Source organism: Klebsiella sp. GB_Kp047 (genome assembly GCF_040065235.1).
Taxonomy (GTDB): Bacteria; Pseudomonadota; Gammaproteobacteria; order Enterobacterales; family Enterobacteriaceae; genus Klebsiella; species Klebsiella quasipneumoniae.
In genome coordinates this window covers 58,556-83,104 of record NZ_JBEAJG010000029.1, presented here as the reverse complement: position 1 = coordinate 83,104, position 24,549 = coordinate 58,556, and the positions used below count along the sequence as shown (strand labels likewise).

The following is a 24,549-nucleotide window of genomic DNA, read 5'->3' as shown; positions in this document are numbered from 1 at the left end:
ACCGACAGACGATTCGCGATGACATTTTCCCTTTTCGGCGACAAATTCACCCGTCATTCAGGCATTACCCGCCTGATGGAAGACCTTAATGACGGTCTGCGCACGCCGGGCGCTATTATGCTGGGCGGCGGCAACCCCGCTCAGATCCCGGAGATGAATGACTACTTCCAGCAGCTGCTCTCCGACATGCTGGATAATGGCAAAGCCCTTGATGCGCTTTGTAATTATGATGGTCCGCAGGGCAAGAGCGAGCTGCTGAGCCTGCTGGCGAAGATGCTGCGCGACGAACTGGGCTGGGAGATAGAACCACAGAATATTGCGCTAACAAATGGCAGTCAGAGCGCATTTTTCTACTTATTTAATCTGTTCGCAGGGCGTCGGTCAGATGGCACCACCCGCAAGGTGCTGTTCCCGCTGACGCCGGAATATATCGGCTATGCCGATGCCGGCCTGGAAGAGGATCTGTTCGTTGCCACCCGGCCGAATATCGAACTGCTGCCGGAAGGCCAGTTCAAGTACCACGTTGATTTTGAGCATCTGCAGGTGACAGAGGAGACCGGGATGATCTGCGTCTCGCGTCCCACCAACCCGACCGGCAACGTCATCACTGATGAAGAGCTGATCAAACTGGATGCGCTGGCGAATCAGCACGGGGTCCCGCTGGTGATTGATAACGCCTACGGCGTGCCGTTCCCGGGCATAATCTTCAGCAACGCCCGACCGCTGTGGAACCCGAACATCGTGCTGTGTATGAGCCTGTCCAAGCTGGGCCTGCCGGGCAGCCGCTGCGGGATTATCATCGCCAACGAGAAAATCATTACCGCCATCAGCAACATGAACGGCATTATCAGCCTCGCGCCCGGCGGTATCGGGCCGGCAATGATGTGTGAAATGATTAAACGTCAGGATCTGCTGCGCCTGTCAGAGACAGTGATCAAACCCTTCTATTACCAGCGGGTGCAGGAGACCATCGCCATTATTCGCCGCTATCTGCCGGAGGAGCGCTGCCTTATTCACAAACCGGAGGGGGCGATCTTCCTCTGGCTGTGGTTTAAGGATCTGCCGATCTCCACCGAGCTGCTGTATCAGCGGCTGAAAAAGCGCGGCGTGCTGATGGTGCCGGGGGATTACTTCTTCCCGGGACTCGATAAACCGTGGCCGCATACCCACCAGTGCATGCGCATGAACTATGTGCCGGACCCGCAAAAAATCGAGGCCGGGGTGAAAATTCTCGCCGAAGAGGTTGAATTCGCCTGGCGCGAACAGGAAGCGTAATTCCTGACGCTGCTGACGGGTAACGTCCGTCGGCGGACCCGCTCACGCCAGCGCCAGCCGCTGGCGTTTTTGCGCGCATAGCGCCTCCAGCTCCGCGGGAGCCATCACCCGCAGCGCCTGCGTCGGGCAGGCGGCTACGCAGGCCGGCCCCTCGGCGCGGTGGTGGCATAAATCGCATTTCAGCGCCTGCGCCTGCTGGTTCACCACCGTGACGGTCATCGCGCCGTACGGGCAGGCCACCATGCAGCTTTTACAGCCGATGCAGCGGCGCTGATCGACCCACCAGACGTCCTCCTCCAGACGAATCGCCCCCTGCGGGCAGACGCTGGCGCAGGGCGCATCCTCGCACTGCCGACAGGCCGTCGCCGTTGATATCTCGCCGCTTTTCACCACCCGGATCCGCGGCGCGAAATGGCTTGTCGACAGCATGGACACATCCTGCGCCTGCTGGTGCGCCACCGCGCAGGCCACTTCACAGGTACGACAGCCAATACACTGTTGGGCATTAGCAATAAGAAACCGGTTCATCCTCTGCTCCCTGGGGATAAAACCGCAGGGTGCCAGAATAGTCCCTGCCCGCGCTTTGATCCTGAATGGAATCAGCGCTGTTTTTAGTCACTAGCACAACTGATTTTTCATTACGCTGAATTAATGTGCTCCTTACAGTAGCGGCGCTTCCAGGCGGCAGGCGTGAGGCTGGTGTGCTTACGAAAGATCTTGCGAAAATAACCGACGTCATTAAAGCCACACTGACCCGCGACTTCGGTCAACGACAGTGAATCGCTGATCAACAGCTTTTCCGCCGCTCTGACCCGCTGACGATGGATCGCTTCGGTCAACGTCACGCGGAAAACGTGACGATACACGCGTCCTAAATAGTCCGCATTACAGTGCAGCTCTTTCGCCAGCGTCGAGGCTGAAACAGGCAAGTGGTAACGGGTATGGATGATCTGCTGCGCTTTCCAGGCCAGCGCAGCGCCGGGACTGTCGTCCGGTTTTTCGCTTGCCGCCGCAGCAATCTGCTGCAGTATCAGCAATAACAGGAGCTCCAGCGCCAGGCTGCGGTGAATGTTCTCCTGTTCACGAAGAAACTGGCGAAACAGCGAAATAATGTATTGTGGATCGCTGACGCGGGTATGTTGCGGAACGTTAAGCAGCGCTGGCGGCAGAGACCGGACACTCTCCGTCAGTACTTCAAAATGCAGCCAATAAAATTTCAGGTCGGCGGGAAATTCCCCCACCCCAACATGAGAACGTTCTGGCCACAGCAATAAACTTTCCCCTGCATTAACGTTAAATATTTCATCCTCTTCGCAAATCGTTAACGTTCCCTTTTCGACAAAAATAATTTCCCAGGATTGCAGTTTACGCGCCGGATGGCTGCCGACGCCACGGGAAATAAATAAGCCGCCATTTTGTACGCGAATCGGAAGAGACATGGATAATTCAAGCATATATATTTAATTTTCCGCTAACGAAACGATAAAACATCTCTTTCCAACTGATTATTAATCATAAATTAACGCCTTTCCGGATCGGAATCACATTTTTATGACAAAGTCGGAATCGTTCTCTTTTTATACTTTTCCCTTCCCTTGTTGCCTCGTTTATTCGGTGCAAAATAATTAATGTATTTGCAAAAGACAAAAAATGTCCGCCGGCCAGACAGCGGAATAATTCTGAACATTCTCTTCGGGAGTTATTTATGACTACGGCTCCGATTACGACAAGCGACCTCACGAAGCACATGCAGGACGACAAATTATCTCTCCGTGAAAAAATAGGCTATGGTCTGGGCGACGCCGGTGGAACGGTCATCACCTGCCTGATCATGAACTTTCTCACTTTTTTCTATACTGACGTCTTTGGGCTCACCCCGGCGCTGGTCGGTACTCTGTTCCTTGCGCTGCGCGTGTTTGATGCTATTTCCGATCCGATCATGGGCGTCCTCGCCGATCGGACCCAAAGCCGATGGGGACGTTTTCGCCCCTGGCAGCTATGGATTGCGGTTCCGATTGCAGCGATCGGCGTGCTGACCTTTACCGTGCCGGATGCCGGCATGGGGGTAAAAATCGCCTGGGCCTTCGGCACTTACCTGCTGCTTTCAGTCAGCTATACCGCGATTAACGTCCCTTACTGCGCGCTCATTAATACGATGACCACTCGCCATAGCGAGGTGATCTCCTGCCAGGCATGGCGCTTTATACTATGCGGTATGGCAGGATTCCTGGTCTCCGTGGGCCTGCCGTGGTTGGTAAAAGCGCTCGGTCAGGGGAATACCGCCCAGGGTTATCAGTATGGTGTCGGCGTACTGTGCGCCATCGCGGCGGTGATGTTTCTGTGCTGCTTTTTCTGGGTACGAGAGCGTGTTTCCCTGGAGATGCTCGGCAAATTCACCCTGCGCGAACATATCGCCGGTCTGCGTAAAAACGATCAGCTGTTACTCATGCTGGCGATGTCATTCCTGTTGATCAACGTGTTTAACATTCGCGGTGGCGGCTACATGTACTTCATTACCTATGTACTCGGCGGCTCTACTGGCTATACATCGCTGTTTTTCACCATGGTCACCTTTTCCTCGATTCTGGGCGCCGCGATCGTCAATTGGCTGTCGCGCCACGTTGATACCGTCAAGCTCTATTACTACACCAATGTGGTACTGGCCTTACTGGCGGTCGGAATGTGGTTCCTGCCCACCGGTCCGTCCTGGCAAACGCTGTGGCTGGCGGTCATTCTCGGCAATGGCATCATCCTGGGCTTTACCCTACCGCTGCATTTTTCGTTGATGGCCTTCTCTGATGATTATGGCGAATGGAAGACGGGTGTCCGTTCGTCGGGGATGAACTTTGCTTTCAACCTGTTCTTTATCAAGCTGGCATGGGCCTCCAGTGCGGGCATTATCAGCCTGGTATTTATCTACGTCGCTTATCAACCCGGCGCCAGCAACCAGACTCCATCCTCACTATCGGGGATCACGGCGATGGAAACCCTGCTGCCCGCGCTGTTCCATCTGTTGCTGGCCTTCGCTATCCGCGCCTGCAAGCTCAACAATCCCATGATGTCGCGTATTGCAGCCGATCTGCGCGCACGTCACGTTCAGTCTTAAGGAGAAATCATGGAAGTCGATCTGCACAAACTGAAAGTTAACGATCCGTTTCTGGGTCAGTATCAGCAACTGGTGCGTGATGTCGTCATTCCCTACCAGTGGGAGGCCCTCAATGACCGGATCGCCGAGGCTGAGCCCAGCCATGCGATAGAAAACTTCCGTATCGCCGCAGGTCAGCAGGCAGGAGAATTCTACGGAATGGTGTTCCAGGATAGCGATGTGGCGAAATGGCTCGAGGCCGTCGCCTGGTCATTGTGCCAGAAGCCAGATGCGGAACTGGAAAAAACCGCCGACGAGGTGATTGAGCTGATTGCCGCCGCGCAATGTGAAGATGGTTATCTGAACACCTATTTTACGGTGAAAGCGCCCGGGGAACGCTGGACCAATCTCGCCGAATGCCATGAATTGTACTGTGCCGGTCACCTGATTGAAGCTGGGGTGGCATTCTTCCAGGCGACCAGTAAACGCCGCCTGCTGGAGGTGGCATGTCGCCTCGCCGATCATATCGACAGCGTGTTTGGTCCCGACGACAATCAGCTGCACGGCTACCCGGGACACCCTGAAATAGAGCTGGCGTTAATGCGTTTGTACGATGTGACTCAGGAACCACGCTATATGGCGCTGGCTAATTACTTCGTTGAACAGCGTGGGACACAGCCGCATTTCTATGACATCGAGTATGAAAAACGCGGCAAAACTTCCTTCTGGAATACCTATGGGCCGGCGTGGATGGTGATGGATAAACCCTACAGCCAGGCGCATTTGCCGCTTGCCGAACAGACCACCGCTGTGGGTCACGCGGTTCGCTTTGTTTATTTAATGGCCGGCGTAGCGCACCTTGCGCGCCTGAGCAAGAACGAAGGCAAACGCCAGGATTGCCTGCGGTTATGGAAAAACATGGTCCAGCGTCAGCTGTATATTACGGGCGGCATTGGCTCACAGAGCAGCGGGGAAGCCTTCAGCAGCGATTACGACCTGCCGAATGATACCGTTTATGCGGAAAGCTGCGCCTCTATCGGGCTGATGATGTTCGCGCGCCGCATGCTGGAACTGGAAGCCGACAGCCAATATGCTGATGTAATGGAGCGCGCGCTGTACAATACCGTTCTGGGCGGTATGGCGCTGGACGGTAAACATTTCTTTTACGTCAACCCCTTGGAAGTGCAGCCTAAGTCTTTAAAATTCAATCATATTTATGACCATGTTAAGCCTGTTCGTCAGCGTTGGTTCGGCTGTGCCTGCTGCCCACCGAATATCGCTCGTCTTCTGACCTCACTGGGGCATTATATCTACACGCCACGCGAGGAGGCGTTGTATATCAATCTCTATGTCGGCAATCAGGTCGAGATCCCGGTTGGGGAAAAGACGTTACGCCTGCGTATCAGCGGTGACTATCCCTGGCGGGAACAGGTCAAAATTGTCATCGAATCACCGTCAACAGTGAACCATACGCTGGCGCTGCGTCTACCTGACTGGTGCGAGGGTCCGCACATCACCCTGAACGGCGCGCCGGTCACGCAGGATATTCGCCAGGGCTATCTGCATATCCATCATCTCTGGCAGGAAGGTGACACCCTGATGCTTACCTTGCCGATGCCGGTTCGCCGGGTATATGGCAATCCGCTTGTTCGTCACCAGGCAGGCCAGGTCGCGCTGCAGCGCGGTCCACTGGTCTATTGTCTCGAACAAGCTGATAACGGCGAAGCGCTGCATAACCTGCTGCTGCCACGCGATGCCAGGTTCACGGTGTTTGAAGGAAAGGGGCTGTTTGCTCGCAACATGTTGATTCAGGCTCCAGGCTACAGAAAACATGCAGAAAACGCCGACGCGCAGAATCTCTGGAGCTACGATCACCCGCTGGCCACCCCCCATTCACAGACGCTGACCTTTATTCCCTGGTTTAGCTGGGCAAACCGCGGAGAAGGCGAAATGCGTATCTGGGTACGGGAAGCCGAATAAGGCCCGGCACAGCGCGACCTCCTCTTCCCCGGCAACACAGCGTTCGCTGTCCGCCGGGGAGCAGGCGTTAATGATTACAGAAACAACGCCTTATCGCGCAGGATATGATCGTTGCCGCGACGGCGGGTGAAGCCAATCCGATCGAAATACTCCAGGATCTGGATCGCCAGCTTCCGCCCTACGTTTAAGGTATCGCGAAAATCCGCCGCGCAGGTTGACCCGCGCAGTTGATCCAGCTCGCGCACCCGCTGGGCGAACTGCACAATGCGATCGTTGCGGTAGTAACGATCCTTGACGATCGCGGTAATTATCCCCTGCTGCGCCGCCTGGCGCAGCACCGCGCGCATCAGGGACTCTTCCACATGGACTTCGCGCGCGAGATCGCGCACCCACCAGGGATCATCGCCGAACAGGGTCTCCACCTTCTGCCAGACCGCCTGCTGCTCGTCGGTAAACCCGGCTTTATGCTCGGGCAGATGCAGCCAGCCGTGATGGCTGCGGACTAAGCCGCTCTCGCGCATCTGCTCAATCAGCAGCAGCACCAGCGCTTCATCTTCCATCGGCAGCGCGATGCGGCGCAGACGCTCCCGGCCAGGGCCGGGCTCGTCGCGATGCTGTTCATGGTAGCGCGCCAGGGCATCCAACAATTTTCGCTGCCAGCGGGCGGCAAGCGGCGCGCTAAGCAAGCGCTGTCCGGCCTGCAGATAGTCAGGCCGCTGGATCAAGGCCGCCATTCCGGTTTCACTCAGCTGCCGAGCCCAGGCGAAGCGCTCAAGCCGGACGGCGTCCCGCTGCAGATGCAGCTCCAGGGCCTGCGCATCGTCAGCGCCAACCGCCGCCAGGGCGTGCAACCACTGCAAATACTCCGGTTTACGCTTGCCGCGGCGCGGGGGATCCAGCGTCACCACTCGTGCGCCGGCCAACGTCAAGCGAGCGGAGATATCGCGGAGCACCAGCCGGTCGTTATCCGCCAGCCACAGCGGGGTATCCAGCACCAGCTCCGCCAGGTCGCCCTCAAGGAGCGACACCCGGCCGGTGATGTGGCTGGCAGCGTGGTGAATATGCAGCGGCTGCCACTGGCTGAGCGGCGTATGGCACTGCAGTTCGACAATCACCCGCTCTGCAGGCTCCGGCGGCGGGGAAGAGAGCAGCCAGTCGCCGCGGTGCAATGCCTCTTTCTGCGCATCGCCGACAATGTTCAGCGCAATACGCTGCCCGGCTTGCGCCTGCTCAACCGCTTGATTCTGGGCATGCAGACCGCGGACGCGCATCGGCGTGTTGACGCCGGTAAGCCACAGGGTATCCCCGACCCGTACTTCGCCGGAGAGCGCCGTCCCGGTGACCACCAGCCCCGCCCCTTTGACGGTGAAAGCGCGATCCAGCGCCAGGCGAAAACGCCGCTGCTGCGGATGGGGGCGCTCCGCAAGCTGCAGCAGATGGCTGCGCAGTTCGGCAATACCGAGGTTTTCCACCGCCGCAGTGGGGAAGAAAGCGGCGGCGTCAAAGCCAAGTTCGCGCAGGGCCTGCTCGACCTCCGCCTGAACCTCCGCCACCCGGGCGGCCGTCACGCGGTCCGTCTTGGTGAGCGCCACGGTCAGCGTCGGCTTTCCGGTCAGCTGCAGGATCGCCAGGTGTTCGCGGGTTTGCGCCATCACCCCGTCATCGCAGGCCACCACCAGCAGCGCATGGTCGATCCCACCCACCCCCGCCAGCATGTTGGACAAAAACTTTTCGTGCCCGGGCACGTCAATAAACCCCAGCACCCGCCCGTCCGGCTGCGGCCAGTAGGCATAGCCGAGATCGATCGTCATTCCCCGCGCTTTCTCTTCCGGCAGACGATCGGCATTCACGCCGGTTATCGCCTGCAGCAGCGTCGTTTTGCCGTGGTCAACATGTCCAGCGGTGGCAATAATCATCGTAACAACATCTCCATAAACCGGGTTTCATCTTCCAGACAGCGCAGATCCAGCCAGAGCCGGCCGTCATAAATGCGGCCAATCACCGGGCATGGCAGCCTGCGCCAGCGGGCCGCCAAAGCCTCCAGCCGGCTGCCGCGGCCGTCATGGGGGGTAAAGGTCAACGCCGCGCCAGGCAGACGGTCGACGGGTAACGAGCCGCTGCCAATCTGCGACTGGCAGGCTGCCACGTTGACGGCAAAATCAGCATAGTGTGCCGCCAGGGCAGGCTGCAGGCGTTCAGCCTGCCGGCGGATCTCGTCCGCCGGGCGGGTGAGCAGGCGCAGCGTCGGTAAGGTTTCCCGCAGCGCTTCCGGATGCTGATAGAGGCGCAGCGTGGCTTCCAGCGCCGCGAGAGTCATTTTATCCGCGCGCAGGGCCCGCTTCAGCGGATGGCTCTGCAGGCGGGCAATCAGCGCGCGTTTGCCAACGATAATTCCGGCCTGCGGGCCGCCGAGCAGCTTGTCGCCAGAGAAACTGACCAGGCTCACCCCGGCGGCGATCATCTCTTGCGGCATCGGCTCCTTCGGCAGGCCATACTGACTGAGATCCACCAGCGACCCGCTGCCCAGGTCGGCCACTACCGGGACGTCCAGCTCGCGGCCGATGACCGCCAGCTCCGCTTCGTCGACGGCTTTGGTAAAGCCTTCAATGCTGTAGTTGCTGGTGTGGACCTTCATCAGCAGGGCGGTATTGTCATTCACCGCCTGGCGATAGTCTTTGGCGTGGGTGCGGTTGGTGGTGCCTACTTCGTGCAGCTGACAACCTGCCTGACGCATCACGTCGGGAATGCGGAACGCCCCGCCGATCTCCACCAGCTCGCCGCGGGAGACCACCACCTCCCTGCCGCTGGCGGTGGCCGCCAGCATCAGCAGCACGGCCGCCGCGTTGTTGTTCACGATACAGGCATCTTCCGCGCCGGTGATCTGGCACAGCAGATCGGCAATAGCGCGATCGCGATGGCCGCGCCCGGCGTCGTCGAGATCATATTCGAGCGTCACCGGCGCGCGCATCGCGCTGACGACCGCCTCCACCGCCGCCTCAGCCTGGATGGCGCGCCCGAGATTGGTGTGCAGCACCGTACCGGTGAGATTAAACACCGGACGCAGGGCACTCTGCCGGCTGGCGGTCAGCCGTTGCGCGCAAGCACTCAGCCAGTCATGGCTCCAGTCAGGCAGTGTCTGACACTGGCGGATCTGTTCCCGCGCCTCGTCCAGCATCTGGCGCAGCTGCGTCACCACCTGCGAATGGCCGTGCTGCACCAGCAGGGAGGAAAAAGCGGGGTCGCGGAGTAAGCGGTCAATGGCCGGAAGCCGGGTATAAAGCGCATGAATTTCGGTAGTCATGAATGGGCCTGGCGGTAAGTTATTTTCCCCCCTCCCGACGGGAGAGGGAGTCAACAATCAGCGGCGATTGTAACGCCTCCTTGCGCAAACTGTTACCTGCCTGGGTCAAGTCCGCGGCGGTTCGGTGCGCGCAAAGCTGGCGCGCTGGAACAGCGCATCCACCAACTTCACCAACTGCGGCCGGGTGGCGCACCAGCCCGGCGCCACCCGGCGAAAGTTCAGGTAGGCAATGGCGCAGGCCGTAGAGATGGTCGCCAGATTGACCTCGTCGCCGCGTAGCGTTCCGTCCGCCGCGCAGGCTTCCAGCCTGTCGAGGCCGCGCGCCACTTTCTCCCGCTGGCGGAGCAGCTCTTGCTCTGACTGTTGGGCCGCAGGGCGAGCTTTTTCGCGCACCAGCGCCTGGGCGGCCTCCATCACCCCATCTGCCAGCGCTTCAAGCTGGCGCATCCTGAGAGCGGCTCTGGGATCGGCGGGGATCATCGGCGGCGCCACGCCCAGCAGCTCGAGATACTGCGCGATAACCGGAGAGTCAAACCAGCATTCGCCGTCATCTGTCACCAGCACCGGCACTTTGCCCAGCGGGTTATAGCGCGCCACGCCGTTGCTTTCGCTGTAGGGGGATTCGTTGACAAATTCAAAAGGGATGCGCTTTTCCAGCAGGATCACCGATATTTTGCGCACAAAGGGACTGGTGTAGCTGCCGATCAGTTTCATAGCCTGCTCCTTATCGCCAACAAAGATATGAGTATGGCTCAGGGCGAGGTAAAAGGCAGGTGAGCATCCCGCTCAACCTGCCGCCGATCGCATTAATGGTCGAGATAGAGGTAGTGCATCCAACTGGTCATGCGCAGCAGCACTTTACGCATCACCGAAACGTGGGCGAAATGGTCGGAGTAGACCGCCACCTGCGCATAGATGCCATCGGGTAGTGCATCGATTTCGGCATTCGGATCGAGCTCAATGGTCGCCAGCACGCCATCGCTGCCCGGCGTCACGGTCAGCGACTGCAACGCCCCCTGCGCCTGATAGGTTCCCCCCGGCACCACCGGTAAAATGCTCACCAGTTTGCCGTGGAATACCTGTCCGGGCAGGGCATTAAACACCGCTTCCGCGTCGTCGCCCTTCTCCAGCCTTAACAGCGAATTTTGCCTGAACTGGGCGACGATCAGCCTTTTTTGCTCAGGGATAAACACCATCACCGGCCGCAGCGGCAGCGAGGCAGCGTAGGTCCCCGGACGGATCAACACTTGAGTGATATACCCATCGCTGGGCGCCCGCACGGTAGTCTGGTCGAGATTGTACTTCGCCTCCGCCAGCTGGGCGCGCAGGCTAACCACCTGCGACTGCTCGCCGTTGATCATGCTATCCAGCTGGCTCTGGATCTGCGCCTGTTCCGCTACCGACGCCTTGACCAGCGCGTCCTGAGCCAGGTAATTCTGCCGGGCGTTATCGATGTCGCTTTCTGAGAAGGGATTCACCCGGGCCTGGCTCCCTTTCAGGTAACGTTGATAGTCTTTATATAAGCGATCGCGTTCCGCCGATACGCGGGTGGTGTTGGCCTGGGCTTCAGAGAGCTGCGCCTTGAGGGTGTTAATACTGTGCAGCGCTGTCACCAGGTCGGCCTGCAGACGGTCGACCCGCGCCTGATAGCGCGCCGGGTCAATAGTAAAAAGCACCTCGCCCTTTTTGACGCGCTGATTCGCTTTGTCGGTGACGCTGTCAACTACTCCGGTAACCTGCGGCGTGATAGGAATAGATATCACCGCCTTTTGCGCCAGAAAGGTGTAAGGGTGGTTATAGTTCATTAATAAAATAAGCGCGCTAACAATAAATACGCCCCCCAGCGCCGCGGTGGGAACTGTCCATTTATTTACCGGTATTTTGAAAATTTTAAATATCGACCAGGCGATGGCCACGTAGGTCAAAATGATCAACAGATCCATAGTTTATTTCTCCGCCGCAGAGGTGGACTGTGGCCGCTGGATGGCCGCCACCTGATGTTCAAGGTCGCTCAGTCGTTGGCGAAGTTGTTGTATATCGCTTTCTTTTTCAGGTTCGTCGGGGTCCGTATTCGCCTTATGCTGCATGCCCCAGCCGCGCTCAGGTTGGTACAGCGTGGCCCATATCCATAAAAACGGCCAGATGACATGGAGAGTAAAAAGACTGACCCATCCGGCGACATGAATAGCATCGGAATGGGGGTGGTTGCGTTTTTTGGCAATCAAATAAGGAATATCGTGAATAACGATAATCCCATAAAAAATGACCAGAAAAACGAAGATCAGAACACCCAGCGCAAAATAATTGAGAAACATAATTCCCTCGGCTTTACGCTAATAATTTATATAAATTTTATTCACGCCCCACTGACATCCGGGCCGCTGATTTGAGCATAATTCACCCCTTTCATTTTTGCCATCCGGTGGAAAAAAGTTATTTAACCAAGATGGTTGCTTAGTTACACAGCCACCTCGCCCTGGCCGCAAAACCGGGCCGAGATCACAGCGGCGAAAATCCACCGCGAAATTCTTTGTGATCAAAATCACAAACAAACAACAAAAACACGAAACAAAATTGTGACAAATATCACACAAAATCGCAGATTAGCGGCAAAAACGACGGTCTGTTGTTTTTTTACACAGCAATTATGTGATCACAATCACTACAAAACCCACTGCGCACCCTATATTCATGTGATCTACATCACATAAAAAGGCGTTGGCTGGACAGCTAAACGATTCAGTGCCAGATTTCGCACTATCAATCAGGGCCCGGCTACCTCTGCCGCCACATTAACAACAAACCTCGGGCTTTTAGCCTGCGCGATACGCAAAACAGAAGAAGGGGTGTTTTATGTCATCCGATATCAAGATCAAAGTGCAAAGCTTTGGTCGTTTTCTCAGCAATATGGTGATGCCGAATATCGGCGCGTTTATCGCGTGGGGTATCATCACCGCGCTTTTCATTCCGACAGGGTGGTTGCCAAACGAAACGCTGGCGAAGCTGGTCGGTCCGATGATCACCTACCTGCTGCCGCTGCTGATCGGTTACACCGGCGGTAAATTAGTCGGCGGCGAACGTGGCGGCGTGGTCGGGGCGATCACCACCATGGGCGTTATCGTCGGCGCGGATATGCCGATGTTCCTCGGCTCCATGATTGCCGGCCCGCTGGGCGGCTACTGCATCAAGAAGTTCGATAACTGGGTCGACGGTAAGATCAAATCCGGTTTTGAAATGCTGGTGAATAACTTCTCCGCCGGCATCATCGGGATGATCCTCGCTATTCTTGCCTTCCTCGGCATCGGCCCGGCGGTAGAAGTTCTGTCGAAAATTCTGGCGGCTGGCGTTAACTTCATGGTGGCGCACGACATGCTGCCGCTGGCGTCTATCTTCGTGGAACCGGCGAAAATCCTGTTCCTTAACAACGCCATCAACCACGGTATCTTCTCGCCGCTGGGTATTCAGCAGTCCCACGAGCTGGGTAAATCCATCTTCTTCCTGATTGAAGCGAACCCGGGTCCGGGGATGGGCGTTCTGCTGGCGTACATGTTCTTTGGCCGCGGCAGCGCTAAACAGTCTGCAGGCGGGGCGGCTATCATCCACTTCCTGGGTGGTATCCATGAAATCTATTTCCCGTACGTGCTGATGAACCCGCGTCTGATCCTGGCCGTTATCCTCGGCGGGATGACCGGTGTCTTCACCCTGACCATCCTCAACGGCGGTCTGGTCTCTCCGGCTTCCCCGGGCTCTATCCTGGCGGTGCTGGCGATGACGCCGAAAGGAGCCTACTTCGCGAACATCGCAGCCATTATCGCCGCGATGGCGGTCTCCTTCGTGGTCTCTGCGGTTCTGCTGAAGACCAGCAAAGTCAAAGAAGAAGACGATATCGAAGCGGCAACCCGTCGTATGCATGACATGAAGGCGCAATCAAAAGGCGCCAACCCGCTGGCGGCAGGCAATGTCACCAACGACCTGAGCCATGTGCGGAAAATCATCGTCGCTTGCGACGCCGGGATGGGTTCCAGCGCCATGGGCGCCGGGGTACTACGCAAGAAAGTGCAGGATGCCGGCCTGAGCAACATCTCGGTCACCAACAGCGCGATCAATAATCTGCCGCCGGATGTTGACCTGGTGATCACCCACCGCGACCTGACCGAGCGCGCCATGCGCCAGGTACCGCAGGCGCAGCATATTTCGCTGACCAACTTCCTCGACAGCGGTCTCTACACCAGCCTGACCGAGCGTCTGGTGGCGGCCCAGCGCCACATCGACAACGAAGTCAAAGTCACTGATAGCCTGAAAGACAGCTTTGATGATACTGACAAAAACCTGTTCAAGCTGGGTGCGGATAACATCTTCCTCGGTCGCAAAGCGGCCACAAAAGTAGAAGCCATCCGCTTCGCCGGCGAGCAACTGGTGAAAGGCGGCTACGTTGAGCCGGAATATGTGCAGGCGATGCTGGACCGCGAAAAACTGACCTCGACCTATCTTGGCGAGTCCATCGCGGTGCCGCACGGCACCATCGAAGCGAAAGACCGCGTGCTGAAAACCGGCGTCGTCTTCTGCCAGTACCCGGAAGGGGTGCGCTTTGGGGAAGATGAAGACGATGTTGCCCGCCTGGTGATCGGCATCGCCGCCCGCAACAACGAGCACATTCAGGTGATTACCAGCCTGACCAACGCGCTGGATGACGAAACGGTGATTGAGCGACTGGCGAACACCACCAGCGTCGACGACGTACTGGCGCTGCTGAATAAATAAACAGACCGGTCCATTCCCTCTCCTTTTTGGAGAGGGTTTGGGTGAGGGGAAAAGCCTCACCCCAGCCCTCTCAGGTAAAAACATTAATTGAAGGTTACTACTATGAAAGCATTACATTTTGGCGCAGGTAATATCGGACGTGGCTTTATCGGTAAACTGCTGGCCGACGCGGGCATCGAACTGACGTTTGCCGATGTTAATCAGACCGTACTTGATGCCCTGAATGCCCGTCATAGCTACCAGGTTCACGTCGTTGGCGAAAATGAGCAGGTGGATACCGTCTCCGGCGTGAATGCCGTCAGCAGCATTGGCGACGAGGTCGTGGATCTGATCGCCAGCGTCGACCTGGTGACCACTGCCGTCGGTCCCGTGGTCCTTGAGCGCATCGCCCCGGCCATCGCCAAAGGGCTGGCGAAGCGCAAAGCGCAGGGCACCGAACGCCCGCTGAACATTATCGCCTGCGAAAATATGGTGCGCGGCACCACGCAGTTAAAAGGCCACGTATTTAACGCCCTGGCGGAGGAAGATAAGGCTTGGGTGGAAACCCATATCGGCTTCGTCGACTCCGCCGTTGACCGTATCGTGCCGCCATCGGCGTCCGCTACCCATGACCCGCTGGAAGTCACCGTGGAAACCTTCAGCGAATGGATCGTCGATAAAACCCAGTTCAAGGGCGAACTGCCGACCATCCCGGGAATGGAATTAACTGATAACCTGATGGCATTTGTCGAGCGCAAGCTCTTCACCTTGAACACCGGGCATGCTATAACCGCCTACCTCGGAAAACTGGCGGGCCACCAGACGATTCGCGATGCGATCCTCGACGAGAAAATTCGGGCCGTCGTGCAGGGCGCGATGGAGGAGAGCGGCGCGGTGCTGATCAAACGCTACGCCTTTGACCCGCAGAAGCACGCGGCTTATATCCAGAAAATTCTTGGCCGTTTCGAGAACCCGTACCTGAAAGACGATGTTGAGCGCGTTGGCCGTCAGCCGCTGCGCAAACTGAGCGCCGGCGACCGTTTAATTAAGCCGCTGCTGGGTACACTGGAATACGGCCTGCCGCACCGCAACCTGGTGAAAGGGATCGCGGCGGCGATGCATTTCCGTAGCGAAGACGATCCGCAGGCTCAGGAGCTGGCGGCGCTGATCGCCGACAAGGGGCCGCAGGCCGCGCTGGCCCAGATTTCCGGCCTTGACGCGGCAAGCGATGTCGTCGCGGAGGCCGTTAACGACTACAACGCGGTAAAATGATGCACAACCTGGCGCGACAGACGTCGCGCCCATTACGACTCCTGTCAGATATGCAGGCAATGATGGAAGAAACACAAGCATTTGAAAACCGTGTGCTTGAGCGTCTGAATGCTGGCAAAACCGTGCGAAGCTTCCTGATCGCCACCGTCGAGCTGTTAACGGAAGCGGTCAATATTCTGGTGCTTCAGGTGTTCCGTAAAGACGACTACGCGGTGAAATACGCCGTTGAGCCCTTGCTGGAGGGCAGCGGGCCGCTCGGCGATCTCTCTGTACGCCTGAAGCTGATTTATGGCCTTGGGGTGATAAGTCGTGCCGAATATGAAGACGCCGAGCTGCTGATGGCCCTGCGCGAGGAGCTTAATCACGACGGCAATGAGTACAGCTTTACCGACGACGAAATTATCGGTCCGTTCGGCGAACTGCACTGCGTCGCCGCCCTGCCGCCAACGCCGCAGTTTGATGACAGCGACGCCGAACTGCTGGCAATGCAGAAACTGCGTTACCAGCAGATGGTGCGTTCAACGATGGTGTTGTCCCTGACTGAGCTGATTTCACGAATCAGCTTAAAAAAAGCCTTCCAGAAATCAACGCTCTGATTCCGGCTCCGTCTGGTCGCAGGTCGGCCGGTAAAGCTGACGATAATATTCCAGACGCTGCAGAAACAACGCTTCCTTATCCTGCGGGATATCTCGCGGTACATGCTGCAGCCGCGGAGACTTTTTCAAATACTCCATAAACGCCTGACTGGAAGCCATAAAATCAACCGCTTTGTCGATTAAACGTGGTACGCCGTCGCCGATCTTTGCCATCACGTCCTCCTTTTGGGAATAATCTGATTAAGCATTAGCCAATTCACCGGCGTGGGTTAAGGAAAACGTGCTTATCTGCCGACCGGCTTCACAGAAATGAAATTAGAGCGGGTATCAGAAAGAATATTAATAAAATTCAAATTATTAGCAGGTTCAGGTATCGTATTCTGACGGCGATTAACGGCGAATTTTTGATAAATAGCTATCAACAATAGCGGTCACGGCACATACTATAGGCGAATGAAGCCCCTTTATTAACAGATCAAATCACCATGAAAGAAGTCGAAAAGAATGAAATCAAACGTCTGAGCGATCGTCTCGACGCCATCCGCCACCAGCAGGCCGAGCTGTCGCTGGTGGAAGCCGCCGATAAATACGCTGAGCTGGAAAAAGAAAAAGCCACTCTGGAAACGGAGATTGAACGTCTGCGTTCCGTCCAGAGCCAGAAGCTGAGCAAAGAGGCGCAAAAGCTGATGAGCCTGCCGTTCCGTCGCGCGATTACCAAAAAAGAGCAGGCCGATATGGGCAAGCTGAAGAAAAGCGTCCGCGGCCTGGTGGTCGTCCATCCGATGACCGCCCTGGGCCGGGAAATGGGTTTGAAAGAGATGACCGGTTTCGCCCGCAGCGAATTCTAATCCCCAGCCCTCTCCGTCCGGAGAGGGTTATTCTGTCCTACCGCCACCCTTTTTCGTCCCCTGCTGGCAGATTGGTCCAACCAATAAATTCATCTACCCCCCAGCAGTTCACAAATCCATCAAAATGCATCACAAACCCGTTGCCTAAGAGTAACATCTGGTTAACCATTCGTTGTCATCAACCCTGCTATCCCTAATTGGCCGGGCCAATTTTACCTAAGACGGATTCGGCAATGAGCGCAGACTCAGCCCACACGTCCTGGCGGCCCGATGGAGACCCTGCATGAATCTCTGGCAACAAAACTACGATCCCGCCGGTAATATCTGGTTATCCAGTCTTATCGCATCGCTACCGATTCTGTTTTTCTTTTTTGCGCTGATTAAGCTCAAACTGAAAGGCTATCTCGCCGCTACCTGGACCGTTGCGATCGCCCTGGCCGTCGCATTGCTGTTCTATAAAATGCCGGTGGACCGCGCCCTGGCCTCGGTAGTGTATGGCTTCTTCTACGGACTGTGGCCCATCGCGTGGATTATTATCGCCGCGGTCTTTGTCTATAAAATCTCGGTGAAGACCGGACAGTTCGACATTATCCGCTCGTCGATCCTGTCGATTACGCCTGACCAACGCCTGCAGATGCTGATCGTCGGATTCTCGTTCGGCGCCTTTCTCGAAGGGGCAGCGGGGTTTGGCGCGCCGGTGGCGATTACCGCGGCGCTGCTGGTCGGACTCGGGTTTAACCCGCTGTATGCGGCTGGTCTGTGCCTGATCGTCAACACCGCGCCGGTGGCCTTCGGCGCGATGGGCATCCCAATCCTGGTGGCCGGCCAGGTAACCGGTATCGACAGCTTCGCCATCGGCCAGATGGTGGGCCGTCAGCTGCCGTTCCTGACCATTATCGTGCTGTTCTGGATCATGGCCATCATGGATGGCTGGCGGGGCATCAAAGAGACCTGGCCGGCGGTGATGGTCGCAGGCGGCTCGTTCGCTATCGCCCAGTACCTCAGCTCTAACTTCCTTGGCCCGGAGCTGCCGGACATCATCTCATCGCTGGTCTCCCTGGTCTGCCTGACCCTGTTCCTCAAACGCTGGCAGCCGGTGCGCATCTTCCGCTTTGGCGACATCGGCGCCTCGCAGGTGGATATGACGCTGGCCCGCACGCGCTACACCGCAGGACAAGTGATCCGCGCCTGGTCGCCGTTCCTGTTCCTGACCGCCACCGTAACCCTGTGGAGCGTGCCGCCGTTCAAAGCGCTGTTCGCACCGGGCGGCGCGATGTATGACTTCGTCATCAATTTTTCGGTGCCGTTCCTCGACAAAATGGTCGCCCGCATGCCGCCGGTGGTCAGCGCCGCGACGCCTTACGCCGCCATCTATAAGTTTGACTGGCTGTCGGCAACCGGCACCGCCATTCTGTTCGCCGCCCTGCTGTCCATCGTCTGGCTGCGTATGAAGCCGAAAGACGCGCTGACCACCTTCGCCGGGACGCTGAAGGACCTGGCGCTGCCGATCTACTCTATCGGCATGGTGCTGGCGTTCGCCTTTATCTCCAACTACTCCGGGCTGTCGTCAACCCTGGCCCTGGCGCTGGCCCATACCGGCCACGCGTTTACCTTCTTCTCGCCGTTCCTGGGCTGGCTGGGGGTATTCCTGACCGGTTCGGACACCTCGTCTAACGCCCTGTTCGCCGCGCTGCAGGCAACGGCGGCGCAGCAGATTGGCGTCTCCGATATCCTGCTGGTCGCGGCCAATACCACCGGCGGCGTCACCGGCAAGATGATTTCCCCGCAGTCGATCGCCATCGCCTGCGCCGCGGTTGGCCTGGTGGGTAAAGAGTCGGATCTGTTCCGCTTTACCGTCAAACACAGCCTGATCTTCACCTGTATGGTGGGCCTGATCACCACGCTGCAGGCCTACGTTTTAACCTGGATGATCCCGTGATAGTGATGCCTAAACGCCTGGCCGACGATGTAGCCCGTCGCGTCCGGGCGCTGATTGAAGAACAACAGCTGGAGGCGGGCATGCGACTGCCCGCCGAGCGTCAGCTCGCCGCTCAGCTCGGCGTCTCGCGCAATTCCCTGCGCGAAGCGCTGGCGATGCTGGTCAATGAAGGGGTACTGCTGAGCCGTCGAGGCGGCGGCACTTTCGTCCGCTTTCAGCATGAACCGTGGTCGGAGCAAAACATCGTCCAGCCGCTGAAGACGCTACTAGCCGATGACCCTGACTACAGCTTCGACATCCTCGAGGCCCGCCACGCCATCGAAGCCAGCACCGCGTGGCACGCGGCGATGCGGGCCACCGACGCCGATAAAGAAAAAATTCGCCTGTGCTTTGAAGCGACCCAAAGCGAAGACCCGGATATCGCCTCGCAGGCGGACGTCCGCTTCCATCTGGCCATCGCCGAAGCCTCGCATAACGTGGTGCTCCTGCAAACCATGCGCGGCTTTTTCGACCTGCTGCACTCCTCCGTCAAGCAGAGCCGTCAGCGTATGTATCTGGTGCCGCCGGTATTTGCCCGCCTGACCGAACAGCACCAGGCCGTCATGGAGGCGATTGTCGCCGGCGACGCCGAGGCGGCGCGCCAGGCGATGATGGCCCACTTAGGCTTTGTCCACGCCACCATTAAACGTTTTGATGAAGACCAGGCCCGCCAGGCGCGAATTACCCGCCTGCCCGGCGATGCTATTGATAATTCCAGGGAGAATTCGTGATGATTATTTCCGCCGCCAGCGACTATCGCGCCGCCGCCCAGCGTATCCTGCCGCCTTTCCTGTTCCACTATATCGACGGCGGGGCTTACGCCGAACATACCCTGCGCCGCAACGTGGAAGATCTCTCCGACGTGGCGTTACGCCAGCGTATTCTGCGCAATATGTCGGACCTGAGCCTCGAGACCACCCTCTTCAACGAGAAGCTGGCGATGCCGACGGCGCTGGCGCCGGTGGGGCTGTGCGGGATGTACGCCCGCCGCGGCGAAGTGCAGGCCGCTGGCGCAGCGGATGACAAAGGTATTCCGTTTACCCTCTCCACCGTTTCCGTCTGCCCAATCGAAGAGGTCGCCCCGACCATCAAGCGGCCGATGTGGTTCCAGCTGTACGTTCTGCGCGACCGCGGCTTTATGCGCAATGCGCTGGAGCGCGCTAAGGCGGCGGGTTGTTCAACGCTGGTCTTTACCGTCGATATGCCGACCCCCGGTGCCCGTTACCGCGACGCCCATTCCGGCATGAGCGGCCCGAACGCCGCCCTGCGCCGCTACTGGCAGGCGGTCACCCATCCGCAGTGGGCATGGGACGTTGGCCTCAACGGCCGTCCGCACGATCTGGGGAATATCTCCGCCTATCTCGGCCAGCCGACCGGCCTGGAGGATTACATCGGCTGGCTGGCGAATAACTTCGATCCATCGATTTCATGGAAAGACCTCGAGTGGATCCGTGATTTCTGGGACGGTCCGATGGTGATCAAAGGGATCCTCGACCCGGAGGACGCCCGCGACGCGGTGCGCTTTGGCGCCGACGGTATTGTGGTCTCCAACCACGGCGGCCGCCAGCTTGACGGCGTGCTCTCCTCCGCTCGCGCCCTGCCGGCAATTGCCGACGCCGTGAAAGGCGACATTACCATTCTCGCCGACAGCGGCATCCGCAACGGTCTCGACGTCGTGCGGATGATCGCCCTGGGCGCCGACAGCGTACTGCTGGGCCGCGCTTACCTGTACGCCCTGGCGACCCATGGCAAGCAGGGGGTGGCGAATCTGCTGAATCTAATCGAGAAAGAGATGAAGGTGGCGATGACCCTGACCGGCGCGAAAACCATCGCGGACATTAGCCGTGATTCGCTGGTGCAGAACGCGGAGGCGCTGCAGACCTTCGATGCGCTGAAGCAGCATAACGCGGCATAAGCTGCGCCGTTGTGCTCTCTCTCCTCACCCTCTCCGTCAGGGAGAGGGAACCGTCCGGCAGCCAAGCTAGCGGTAGCGTTCGCCTTAACCTCCGTCCAGGTAAAGTACCGAAGGTTGGGTGAGTCCTTTTACCCGCGTCCTCCGGCCCACCGGCCGGCGCCGGTTTTCCCCCTCTCCCTCAGGGAGAGGGCCGGGGTGAGGGTTGACCAAATATCTGCTATTCTGCCCCCCGCAATTAAGGGGGCAGTATGCTGAACATCGTGTTATTCGAACCAGAGATCCCGCCGAACACCGGGAATATTATCCGCCTGTGCGCCAACACGGGCTTCAGTCTGCATATCATTGAGCCCATGGGCTTCACCTGGGACGATAAGCGCCTGAGACGCGCCGGACTGGACTATCACGAGTTCACCGCCGTGCAGCGCCACGCCGATTACGCGGCGTTTCTCGCCAGCGCGCAGCCGCAGCGTCTGTTCGCCCTTACCACCAAAGGTACGCCGGCGCACAGCGCGGTGAGCTATCAGGATGGCGATTTCTTGATGTTTGGTCCGGAAACCCGCGGTCTGCCGGCGAGCATTCTGGATGCCCTGCCGCCGGAGCAGAAAATTCGGATTCCAATGATGCCGGACAGCCGCAGCATGAACCTGTCGAATGCGGTGTCGGTGGTGGTGTATGAGGCCTGGCGGCAGCTGGGGTATCCCGGCGCGGTGCTGCGCAGCTAACCTGAGCGATTCCCGGATTGCAGCGCACGGCGCCTTATCCGGGCGACAGGCTGGCGGGATGAGATCGTAGGCCCGGTAAGCGCAGCGCCACCGGGCAAGACGTTAAATCCCGTCGCCGTACTCGAAAGTGTGGTGAATACCGTTGAAATGCTGATCCATATCCATCGCCGGCTTATCGCTCTCCGGCTTGCCGACGATGCGCGCAGGAACACCTGCGGCGGTGGTATGCGGCGGCACCGGCTGCAGCACCACTGAGCCTGCGCCGATTTTTGCCCCACGCCCGACTTCGATATTGCCGAGGATCTTCGCTCCGGCGCCAATCATCACGCCTTCGCGAATTTTCGGGTGACGGTCGCCGCTGGTTTTACCGGTACCGCCGAGGGTGACCGACTGCAGAATAGAGACGTCATCCTCAATCACCGCCGTTTCGCCAACCACAATACCGGTGGCGTGGTCGAGCATGATCCCGCGGCCGATTTTCGCCGCCGGGTGGATATCCACCTGGAAAGAGACGGAGACCTGGTTTTGCAGGAAAATCGCCAGCGCACGCCGGCCCTGCGTCCACAGCCAGTGGCCGATACGATAGGCCTGCAGGGCATGGAAACCCTTCAGATAGAGCAGCGGCGTGGAGTATTTATCCACCGCCGGGTCACGCGTGCGCACCGCCTGAATATCGCAGGCGGCGGAGGCGATCATTTCCGGGTCGGCGGCGTAGGCTTCTTCCACCACTTCGCGAATGGCGATCGCCGGCATAATCGGGGAAGCCAGCTTGTTGGCCAACATATAGCTCAGTGCGCTGCCCAGATTTTCATGCTTGAGTAACGTTGCGTGGTAAAAACTGGCGAGCATTGGCTCACAGTCAGCCAGAGCCCGGGCTTCGGCTTTAATATTATTCCAGACGATATCCAGTTCTTCACACGGCATTGCATACTCCAGGCGATATGGTAATGACCTGCCAGTTCTGCGCTGGCAGGGTCATTCAGGTGACAAAGGAAAGCTAATTGCTGCTGCGCTCGTCCTTGCGGGCGCGACCCAATAAGGTCAATGCTGCCTCGCGCGCAATTTTTCCGCAATACAATACCTGATAAATTTCCTCGGTTATTGGCATTTCGACACCTAAACGCTGTGCCAGAACGCGAACTTCCTTGGTATTGCGGTAGCCTTCAACCACCTGGCCAATCTTTTCCTGGGCGCTTTGCACGTCCATCCCCTGGCCGAGCATCATGCCGAAGCGACGGTTACGGGACTGGTTGTCGGTACAGGTGAGCACCAGGTCACCGAGGCCGGCCATCCCCATAAAGGTTTCCGGGTCGGCGCCCAGCGCCGCGCCAAGGCGAGACATTTCCACCAGGCCACGGGTAATCAGCGCCGTCCGAGCATTGGCGCCGAAGCCGATGCCGTCCGACATCCCCGCCCCGATGGCGATGACGTTTTTCACTGCGCCGCCGAGTTGTACGCCGATAAAGTCCGGGTTGATGTAGACGCGGAAGCTCTTGCCGCAGTGCAGCAGGTGCTGCAGATCCTCGGCAAACTGCGGATCCGTCGCCGCCAACGAAATCGCCGTCGGCAGGCCGGCGGCCAGCTCTTTGGCGAAGGTTGGCCCGGAGATCACCGCCAGCGGGATATCATCGCCCAGCGCTTCACGCGCTACGTCCTGCAGCAGACGACCGGTTTCGGCCTCAAGTCCTTTGGTCGCCCACACCAGACGCGCGTCAGGACGCATCAGCGGTTTAATCTGGCGTAACACCTGACCAAACACATGGCTTGGCACCACCACCAGAATATCGCGGCTGGCGGCCAGCGCGGTGGCCAGGTCGCTTTCAAGATGCAGCGTATCCGGGAAAGGCACATCGGGAAGGAACGCGGCGTTGCAGCGATCGTGTTGCAGCGTCGCGATATGTTTCGGGTCATGGCCCCAGAGCACAACGTGGTGGCCATTTCTTGCCAGGGTGATGGCAAGAGCGGTGCCGTAAGAGCCGGCACCGATCACAGTCATTGCAGCATTAAGTGCGTTCATCAGGCATCCTGATGTTGTTCAGCACCTTCGCCAGCCTGCTGCTGCAGATAGTTCATAAACAGCGCGTCGAAGTTCACTGGCGCAAGGTTAAGTTGCGGGAAGGTACCGCGGGAAACCAGGCTGGTGATGCACTCGCGCGCGTAAGGGAACAGAATGTTCGGGCAGTATGCGCCAAGGCAGTGCGCCATCTGGGTGCCTTCGATGCCGTCGATGGAGAAAATACCGCCCTGCTGTACTTCGCAGAGGAACGCGGTCTCTTCGCCCAGCGCGGCGGTCACGGTTACACGCAGCACCACTTCATAAACGCCTTCAGCCAGCTGGGTGGAGGCGGTATCCAGATCAAGTTTAACTTCCGGCTGCCAGTCTTTCTGGAAAACTTGCGGCGCGTTCGGCGCTTCAAAAGAGATATCTTTGGTATAGATACGCTGGATCTGGAAGGTCATTTCGGTGCTGTTTTGTTCTGACATAGTAAAACCCTTTCGTGTTGTCCTTAAATACGCGCTTCCGGCAGGGAAAGCGCGCAAAAATTAGCGCAAGAGGGGATCAAGTCCACCACGTGAATCAAGCGCATACAAGTCGTCACAGCCGCCAATGTGCTGCGCATCAATAAAAATCTGCGGAACCGTCGTCCGTCCGCTGCGCTGGATCATCTCCTCACGCTTCGCGGCATCGCCATCGATCGGCAACTCATGGAACGTTACGCCTTTGCTGTTCAGCAGCGCTTTCGCGCGGATGCAGAACGGGCAGGTCGCTTTGGTGTAGATCTCAATATTGGCCATGACTTCACTCCTGTTATTACCCTGAGGGTTTTACGCCGCAG

General features: G+C 58.1%; 23 protein-coding genes. 11 read left to right on the top strand and 12 right to left on the bottom strand.

All coding sequences use genetic code 11. The annotated features are described in order from the left end of the window. Positions 1–18: 18 nt before the first annotated feature. Positions 19–1,275, top strand: a complete 1,257-nt coding sequence (gene avtA, locus ABLV76_RS11225) for a valine--pyruvate transaminase (RefSeq protein ID WP_064187396.1) — start codon at positions 19–21, stop codon at positions 1,273–1,275. A 42-nt stretch (positions 1,276–1,317) separates the two neighbouring features. On the opposite strand, the gene ABLV76_RS11220 is transcribed toward avtA, so the two are convergent. Together ABLV76_RS11220 and ABLV76_RS11215 are read right to left on the bottom strand one after the other, a co-directional pair. Next, on the bottom strand, positions 1,318–1,803 hold the full coding sequence (locus ABLV76_RS11220) for a 4Fe-4S dicluster domain-containing protein (protein ID WP_004205027.1): 486 nt from the start codon (positions 1,801–1,803) through the stop codon (positions 1,318–1,320). Positions 1,804–1,913: 110 nt separating this feature from the next. After that, on the bottom strand, positions 1,914–2,729 hold the full coding sequence (locus tag ABLV76_RS11215; RefSeq protein WP_004205028.1) for a helix-turn-helix domain-containing protein: 816 nt from the start codon (positions 2,727–2,729) through the stop codon (positions 1,914–1,916). Between the two features lie 251 nt (positions 2,730–2,980). Between ABLV76_RS11215 and ABLV76_RS11210 the strand changes: the two genes are divergently transcribed. Next, entirely contained in the window at positions 2,981–4,381 is a 1,401-nt protein-coding gene (locus ABLV76_RS11210; RefSeq protein ID WP_348878316.1) for an MFS transporter, read from the top strand. A 9-nt stretch (positions 4,382–4,390) separates the two neighbouring features. Then, positions 4,391–6,340, top strand: a complete 1,950-nt coding sequence (locus ABLV76_RS11205) for a glycoside hydrolase family 127 protein (RefSeq protein WP_049115155.1) — start codon at positions 4,391–4,393, stop codon at positions 6,338–6,340. A gap of 74 nt (positions 6,341–6,414) precedes the next feature. Here the strand turns inward: ABLV76_RS11205 and selB are convergent, their stop codons facing one another. The 5 genes from selB to ABLV76_RS11180 all read right to left on the bottom strand — a co-directional run bounded on the left by selB (position 6,415) and on the right by ABLV76_RS11180 (position 11,956). After that, positions 6,415–8,256: a selenocysteine-specific translation elongation factor gene (gene selB, locus ABLV76_RS11200; protein WP_064150999.1), complete on the bottom strand. Its 1,842-nt coding sequence runs from the start codon at positions 8,254–8,256 to the stop codon at positions 6,415–6,417. Further along, positions 8,253–9,641: an L-seryl-tRNA(Sec) selenium transferase gene (gene selA, locus ABLV76_RS11195; RefSeq protein WP_043522703.1), complete on the bottom strand. Its 1,389-nt coding sequence runs from the start codon at positions 9,639–9,641 to the stop codon at positions 8,253–8,255. Before selA ends, selB begins: the two co-directional genes overlap by 4 nt. A gap of 105 nt (positions 9,642–9,746) precedes the next feature. Continuing rightward, positions 9,747–10,355: a glutathione S-transferase gene (locus ABLV76_RS11190; RefSeq protein ID WP_348878315.1), complete on the bottom strand. Its 609-nt coding sequence runs from the start codon at positions 10,353–10,355 to the stop codon at positions 9,747–9,749. 92 nt (positions 10,356–10,447) lie between these two features. Further along, positions 10,448–11,584, bottom strand: a complete 1,137-nt coding sequence (locus ABLV76_RS11185; RefSeq protein ID WP_004205034.1) for an HlyD family secretion protein — start codon at positions 11,582–11,584, stop codon at positions 10,448–10,450. A gap of 3 nt (positions 11,585–11,587) precedes the next feature. Next, positions 11,588–11,956, bottom strand: coding sequence for a DUF3302 domain-containing protein (locus tag ABLV76_RS11180; protein ID WP_004205035.1), 369 nt, complete (start codon positions 11,954–11,956; stop codon positions 11,588–11,590). A 538-nt stretch (positions 11,957–12,494) separates the two neighbouring features. Here ABLV76_RS11180 and mtlA point away from each other — a divergent pair. The 3 genes from mtlA (at position 12,495) to mtlR (ending at position 16,249) form a co-directional block, all read left to right on the top strand. Further along, entirely contained in the window at positions 12,495–14,402 is a 1,908-nt protein-coding gene (gene mtlA / locus ABLV76_RS11175; protein WP_348878314.1) for a PTS mannitol transporter subunit IICBA, read from the top strand. Positions 14,403–14,504: 102 nt separating this feature from the next. Then, entirely contained in the window at positions 14,505–15,653 is a 1,149-nt protein-coding gene (gene mtlD / locus ABLV76_RS11170) for a mannitol-1-phosphate 5-dehydrogenase (protein ID WP_004205038.1), read from the top strand. Beyond that, a complete protein-coding gene (mtlR, locus tag ABLV76_RS11165) occupies positions 15,653–16,249 on the top strand; it encodes a mannitol operon repressor MtlR (protein ID WP_025999221.1) in 597 nt (198 codons plus the stop codon). The genes mtlD and mtlR overlap by 1 nt, the downstream gene beginning before the upstream one ends. Here mtlR and ABLV76_RS11160 read toward each other — a convergent pair. Then, entirely contained in the window at positions 16,238–16,462 is a 225-nt protein-coding gene (locus tag ABLV76_RS11160) for a hypothetical protein (RefSeq protein WP_002922402.1), read from the bottom strand. The two genes, mtlR and ABLV76_RS11160, sit on opposite strands and share 12 nt — an antisense overlap. A gap of 272 nt (positions 16,463–16,734) precedes the next feature. Between ABLV76_RS11160 and ABLV76_RS11155 the strand changes: the two genes are divergently transcribed. From ABLV76_RS11155 to trmL, 5 genes are all read left to right on the top strand, one after another. Beyond that, positions 16,735–17,097 (top strand): YibL family ribosome-associated protein, encoded by a 363-nt coding sequence (locus ABLV76_RS11155; protein ID WP_002922410.1) that lies wholly within the window; start codon positions 16,735–16,737, stop codon positions 17,095–17,097. A 283-nt stretch (positions 17,098–17,380) separates the two neighbouring features. Continuing rightward, positions 17,381–19,036 (top strand): L-lactate permease, encoded by a 1,656-nt coding sequence (gene lldP / locus ABLV76_RS11150; protein WP_004205040.1) that lies wholly within the window; start codon positions 17,381–17,383, stop codon positions 19,034–19,036. Further along, positions 19,033–19,806 carry a transcriptional regulator LldR gene (gene lldR / locus ABLV76_RS11145; protein ID WP_004205041.1) on the top strand — a complete coding sequence of 258 codons (774 nt, stop codon included), beginning with the start codon at positions 19,033–19,035 and terminating at the stop codon, positions 19,804–19,806. The genes lldP and lldR overlap by 4 nt, the downstream gene beginning before the upstream one ends. Next, positions 19,806–20,990 (top strand): FMN-dependent L-lactate dehydrogenase LldD, encoded by a 1,185-nt coding sequence (gene lldD / locus ABLV76_RS11140; RefSeq protein WP_004205042.1) that lies wholly within the window; start codon positions 19,806–19,808, stop codon positions 20,988–20,990. The genes lldR and lldD overlap by 1 nt, the downstream gene beginning before the upstream one ends. Positions 20,991–21,238: 248 nt before the next feature. Next, a complete protein-coding gene (gene trmL / locus ABLV76_RS11135; protein WP_004205043.1) occupies positions 21,239–21,712 on the top strand; it encodes a tRNA (uridine(34)/cytosine(34)/5-carboxymethylaminomethyluridine(34)-2'-O)-methyltransferase TrmL in 474 nt (157 codons plus the stop codon). Between the two features lie 102 nt (positions 21,713–21,814). Here the strand turns inward: trmL and cysE are convergent, their stop codons facing one another. From cysE to grxC, 4 genes are all read right to left on the bottom strand, one after another. Then, on the bottom strand, positions 21,815–22,636 hold the full coding sequence (gene cysE / locus ABLV76_RS11130; RefSeq protein ID WP_002922426.1) for a serine O-acetyltransferase: 822 nt from the start codon (positions 22,634–22,636) through the stop codon (positions 21,815–21,817). Positions 22,637–22,709: 73 nt separating this feature from the next. Next, a complete protein-coding gene (gpsA, locus tag ABLV76_RS11125; protein ID WP_004205045.1) occupies positions 22,710–23,729 on the bottom strand; it encodes an NAD(P)H-dependent glycerol-3-phosphate dehydrogenase in 1,020 nt (339 codons plus the stop codon). Continuing rightward, positions 23,729–24,196: a protein-export chaperone SecB gene (gene secB / locus ABLV76_RS11120; RefSeq protein WP_002922428.1), complete on the bottom strand. Its 468-nt coding sequence runs from the start codon at positions 24,194–24,196 to the stop codon at positions 23,729–23,731. The genes gpsA and secB overlap by 1 nt, the downstream gene beginning before the upstream one ends. 60 nt (positions 24,197–24,256) lie before the next feature. After that, positions 24,257–24,508, bottom strand: coding sequence for a glutaredoxin 3 (grxC, locus tag ABLV76_RS11115; RefSeq protein WP_002922429.1), 252 nt, complete (start codon positions 24,506–24,508; stop codon positions 24,257–24,259). Between the last annotated feature and the right edge of the window lie 41 nt (positions 24,509–24,549).

Bases quoted from the DNA above. Each gene is read 5' to 3' on its own strand.
- avtA (WP_064187396.1), top strand. From the start codon at position 19: ATGACATTTTCCCTTTTCGGCGACAAATTCACCCGTCATTCAGGCATT.
- ABLV76_RS11220 (WP_004205027.1), bottom strand. From the start codon at position 1,803: ATGAACCGGTTTCTTATTGCTAATGCCCAACAGTGTATTGGCTGTCGT.
- ABLV76_RS11215 (WP_004205028.1), bottom strand. From the start codon at position 2,729: ATGCTTGAATTATCCATGTCTCTTCCGATTCGCGTACAAAATGGCGGC.
- ABLV76_RS11210 (WP_348878316.1), top strand. From the start codon at position 2,981: ATGACTACGGCTCCGATTACGACAAGCGACCTCACGAAGCACATGCAG.
- ABLV76_RS11205 (WP_049115155.1), top strand. From the start codon at position 4,391: ATGGAAGTCGATCTGCACAAACTGAAAGTTAACGATCCGTTTCTGGGT.
- selB (WP_064150999.1), bottom strand. From the start codon at position 8,256: ATGATTATTGCCACCGCTGGACATGTTGACCACGGCAAAACGACGCTG.
- selA (WP_043522703.1), bottom strand. From the start codon at position 9,641: ATGACTACCGAAATTCATGCGCTTTATACCCGGCTTCCGGCCATTGAC.
- ABLV76_RS11190 (WP_348878315.1), bottom strand. From the start codon at position 10,355: ATGAAACTGATCGGCAGCTACACCAGTCCCTTTGTGCGCAAAATATCG.
- ABLV76_RS11185 (WP_004205034.1), bottom strand. From the start codon at position 11,584: ATGGATCTGTTGATCATTTTGACCTACGTGGCCATCGCCTGGTCGATA.
- ABLV76_RS11180 (WP_004205035.1), bottom strand. From the start codon at position 11,956: ATGTTTCTCAATTATTTTGCGCTGGGTGTTCTGATCTTCGTTTTTCTG.
- mtlA (WP_348878314.1), top strand. From the start codon at position 12,495: ATGTCATCCGATATCAAGATCAAAGTGCAAAGCTTTGGTCGTTTTCTC.
- mtlD (WP_004205038.1), top strand. From the start codon at position 14,505: ATGAAAGCATTACATTTTGGCGCAGGTAATATCGGACGTGGCTTTATC.
- mtlR (WP_025999221.1), top strand. From the start codon at position 15,653: ATGCACAACCTGGCGCGACAGACGTCGCGCCCATTACGACTCCTGTCA.
- ABLV76_RS11160 (WP_002922402.1), bottom strand. From the start codon at position 16,462: ATGGCAAAGATCGGCGACGGCGTACCACGTTTAATCGACAAAGCGGTT.
- ABLV76_RS11155 (WP_002922410.1), top strand. From the start codon at position 16,735: ATGAAAGAAGTCGAAAAGAATGAAATCAAACGTCTGAGCGATCGTCTC.
- lldP (WP_004205040.1), top strand. From the start codon at position 17,381: ATGAATCTCTGGCAACAAAACTACGATCCCGCCGGTAATATCTGGTTA.
- lldD (WP_004205042.1), top strand. From the start codon at position 19,806: ATGATTATTTCCGCCGCCAGCGACTATCGCGCCGCCGCCCAGCGTATC.
- trmL (WP_004205043.1), top strand. From the start codon at position 21,239: ATGCTGAACATCGTGTTATTCGAACCAGAGATCCCGCCGAACACCGGG.
- cysE (WP_002922426.1), bottom strand. From the start codon at position 22,636: ATGCCGTGTGAAGAACTGGATATCGTCTGGAATAATATTAAAGCCGAA.
- gpsA (WP_004205045.1), bottom strand. From the start codon at position 23,729: ATGAACGCACTTAATGCTGCAATGACTGTGATCGGTGCCGGCTCTTAC.
- secB (WP_002922428.1), bottom strand. From the start codon at position 24,196: ATGTCAGAACAAAACAGCACCGAAATGACCTTCCAGATCCAGCGTATC.
- grxC (WP_002922429.1), bottom strand. From the start codon at position 24,508: ATGGCCAATATTGAGATCTACACCAAAGCGACCTGCCCGTTCTGCATC.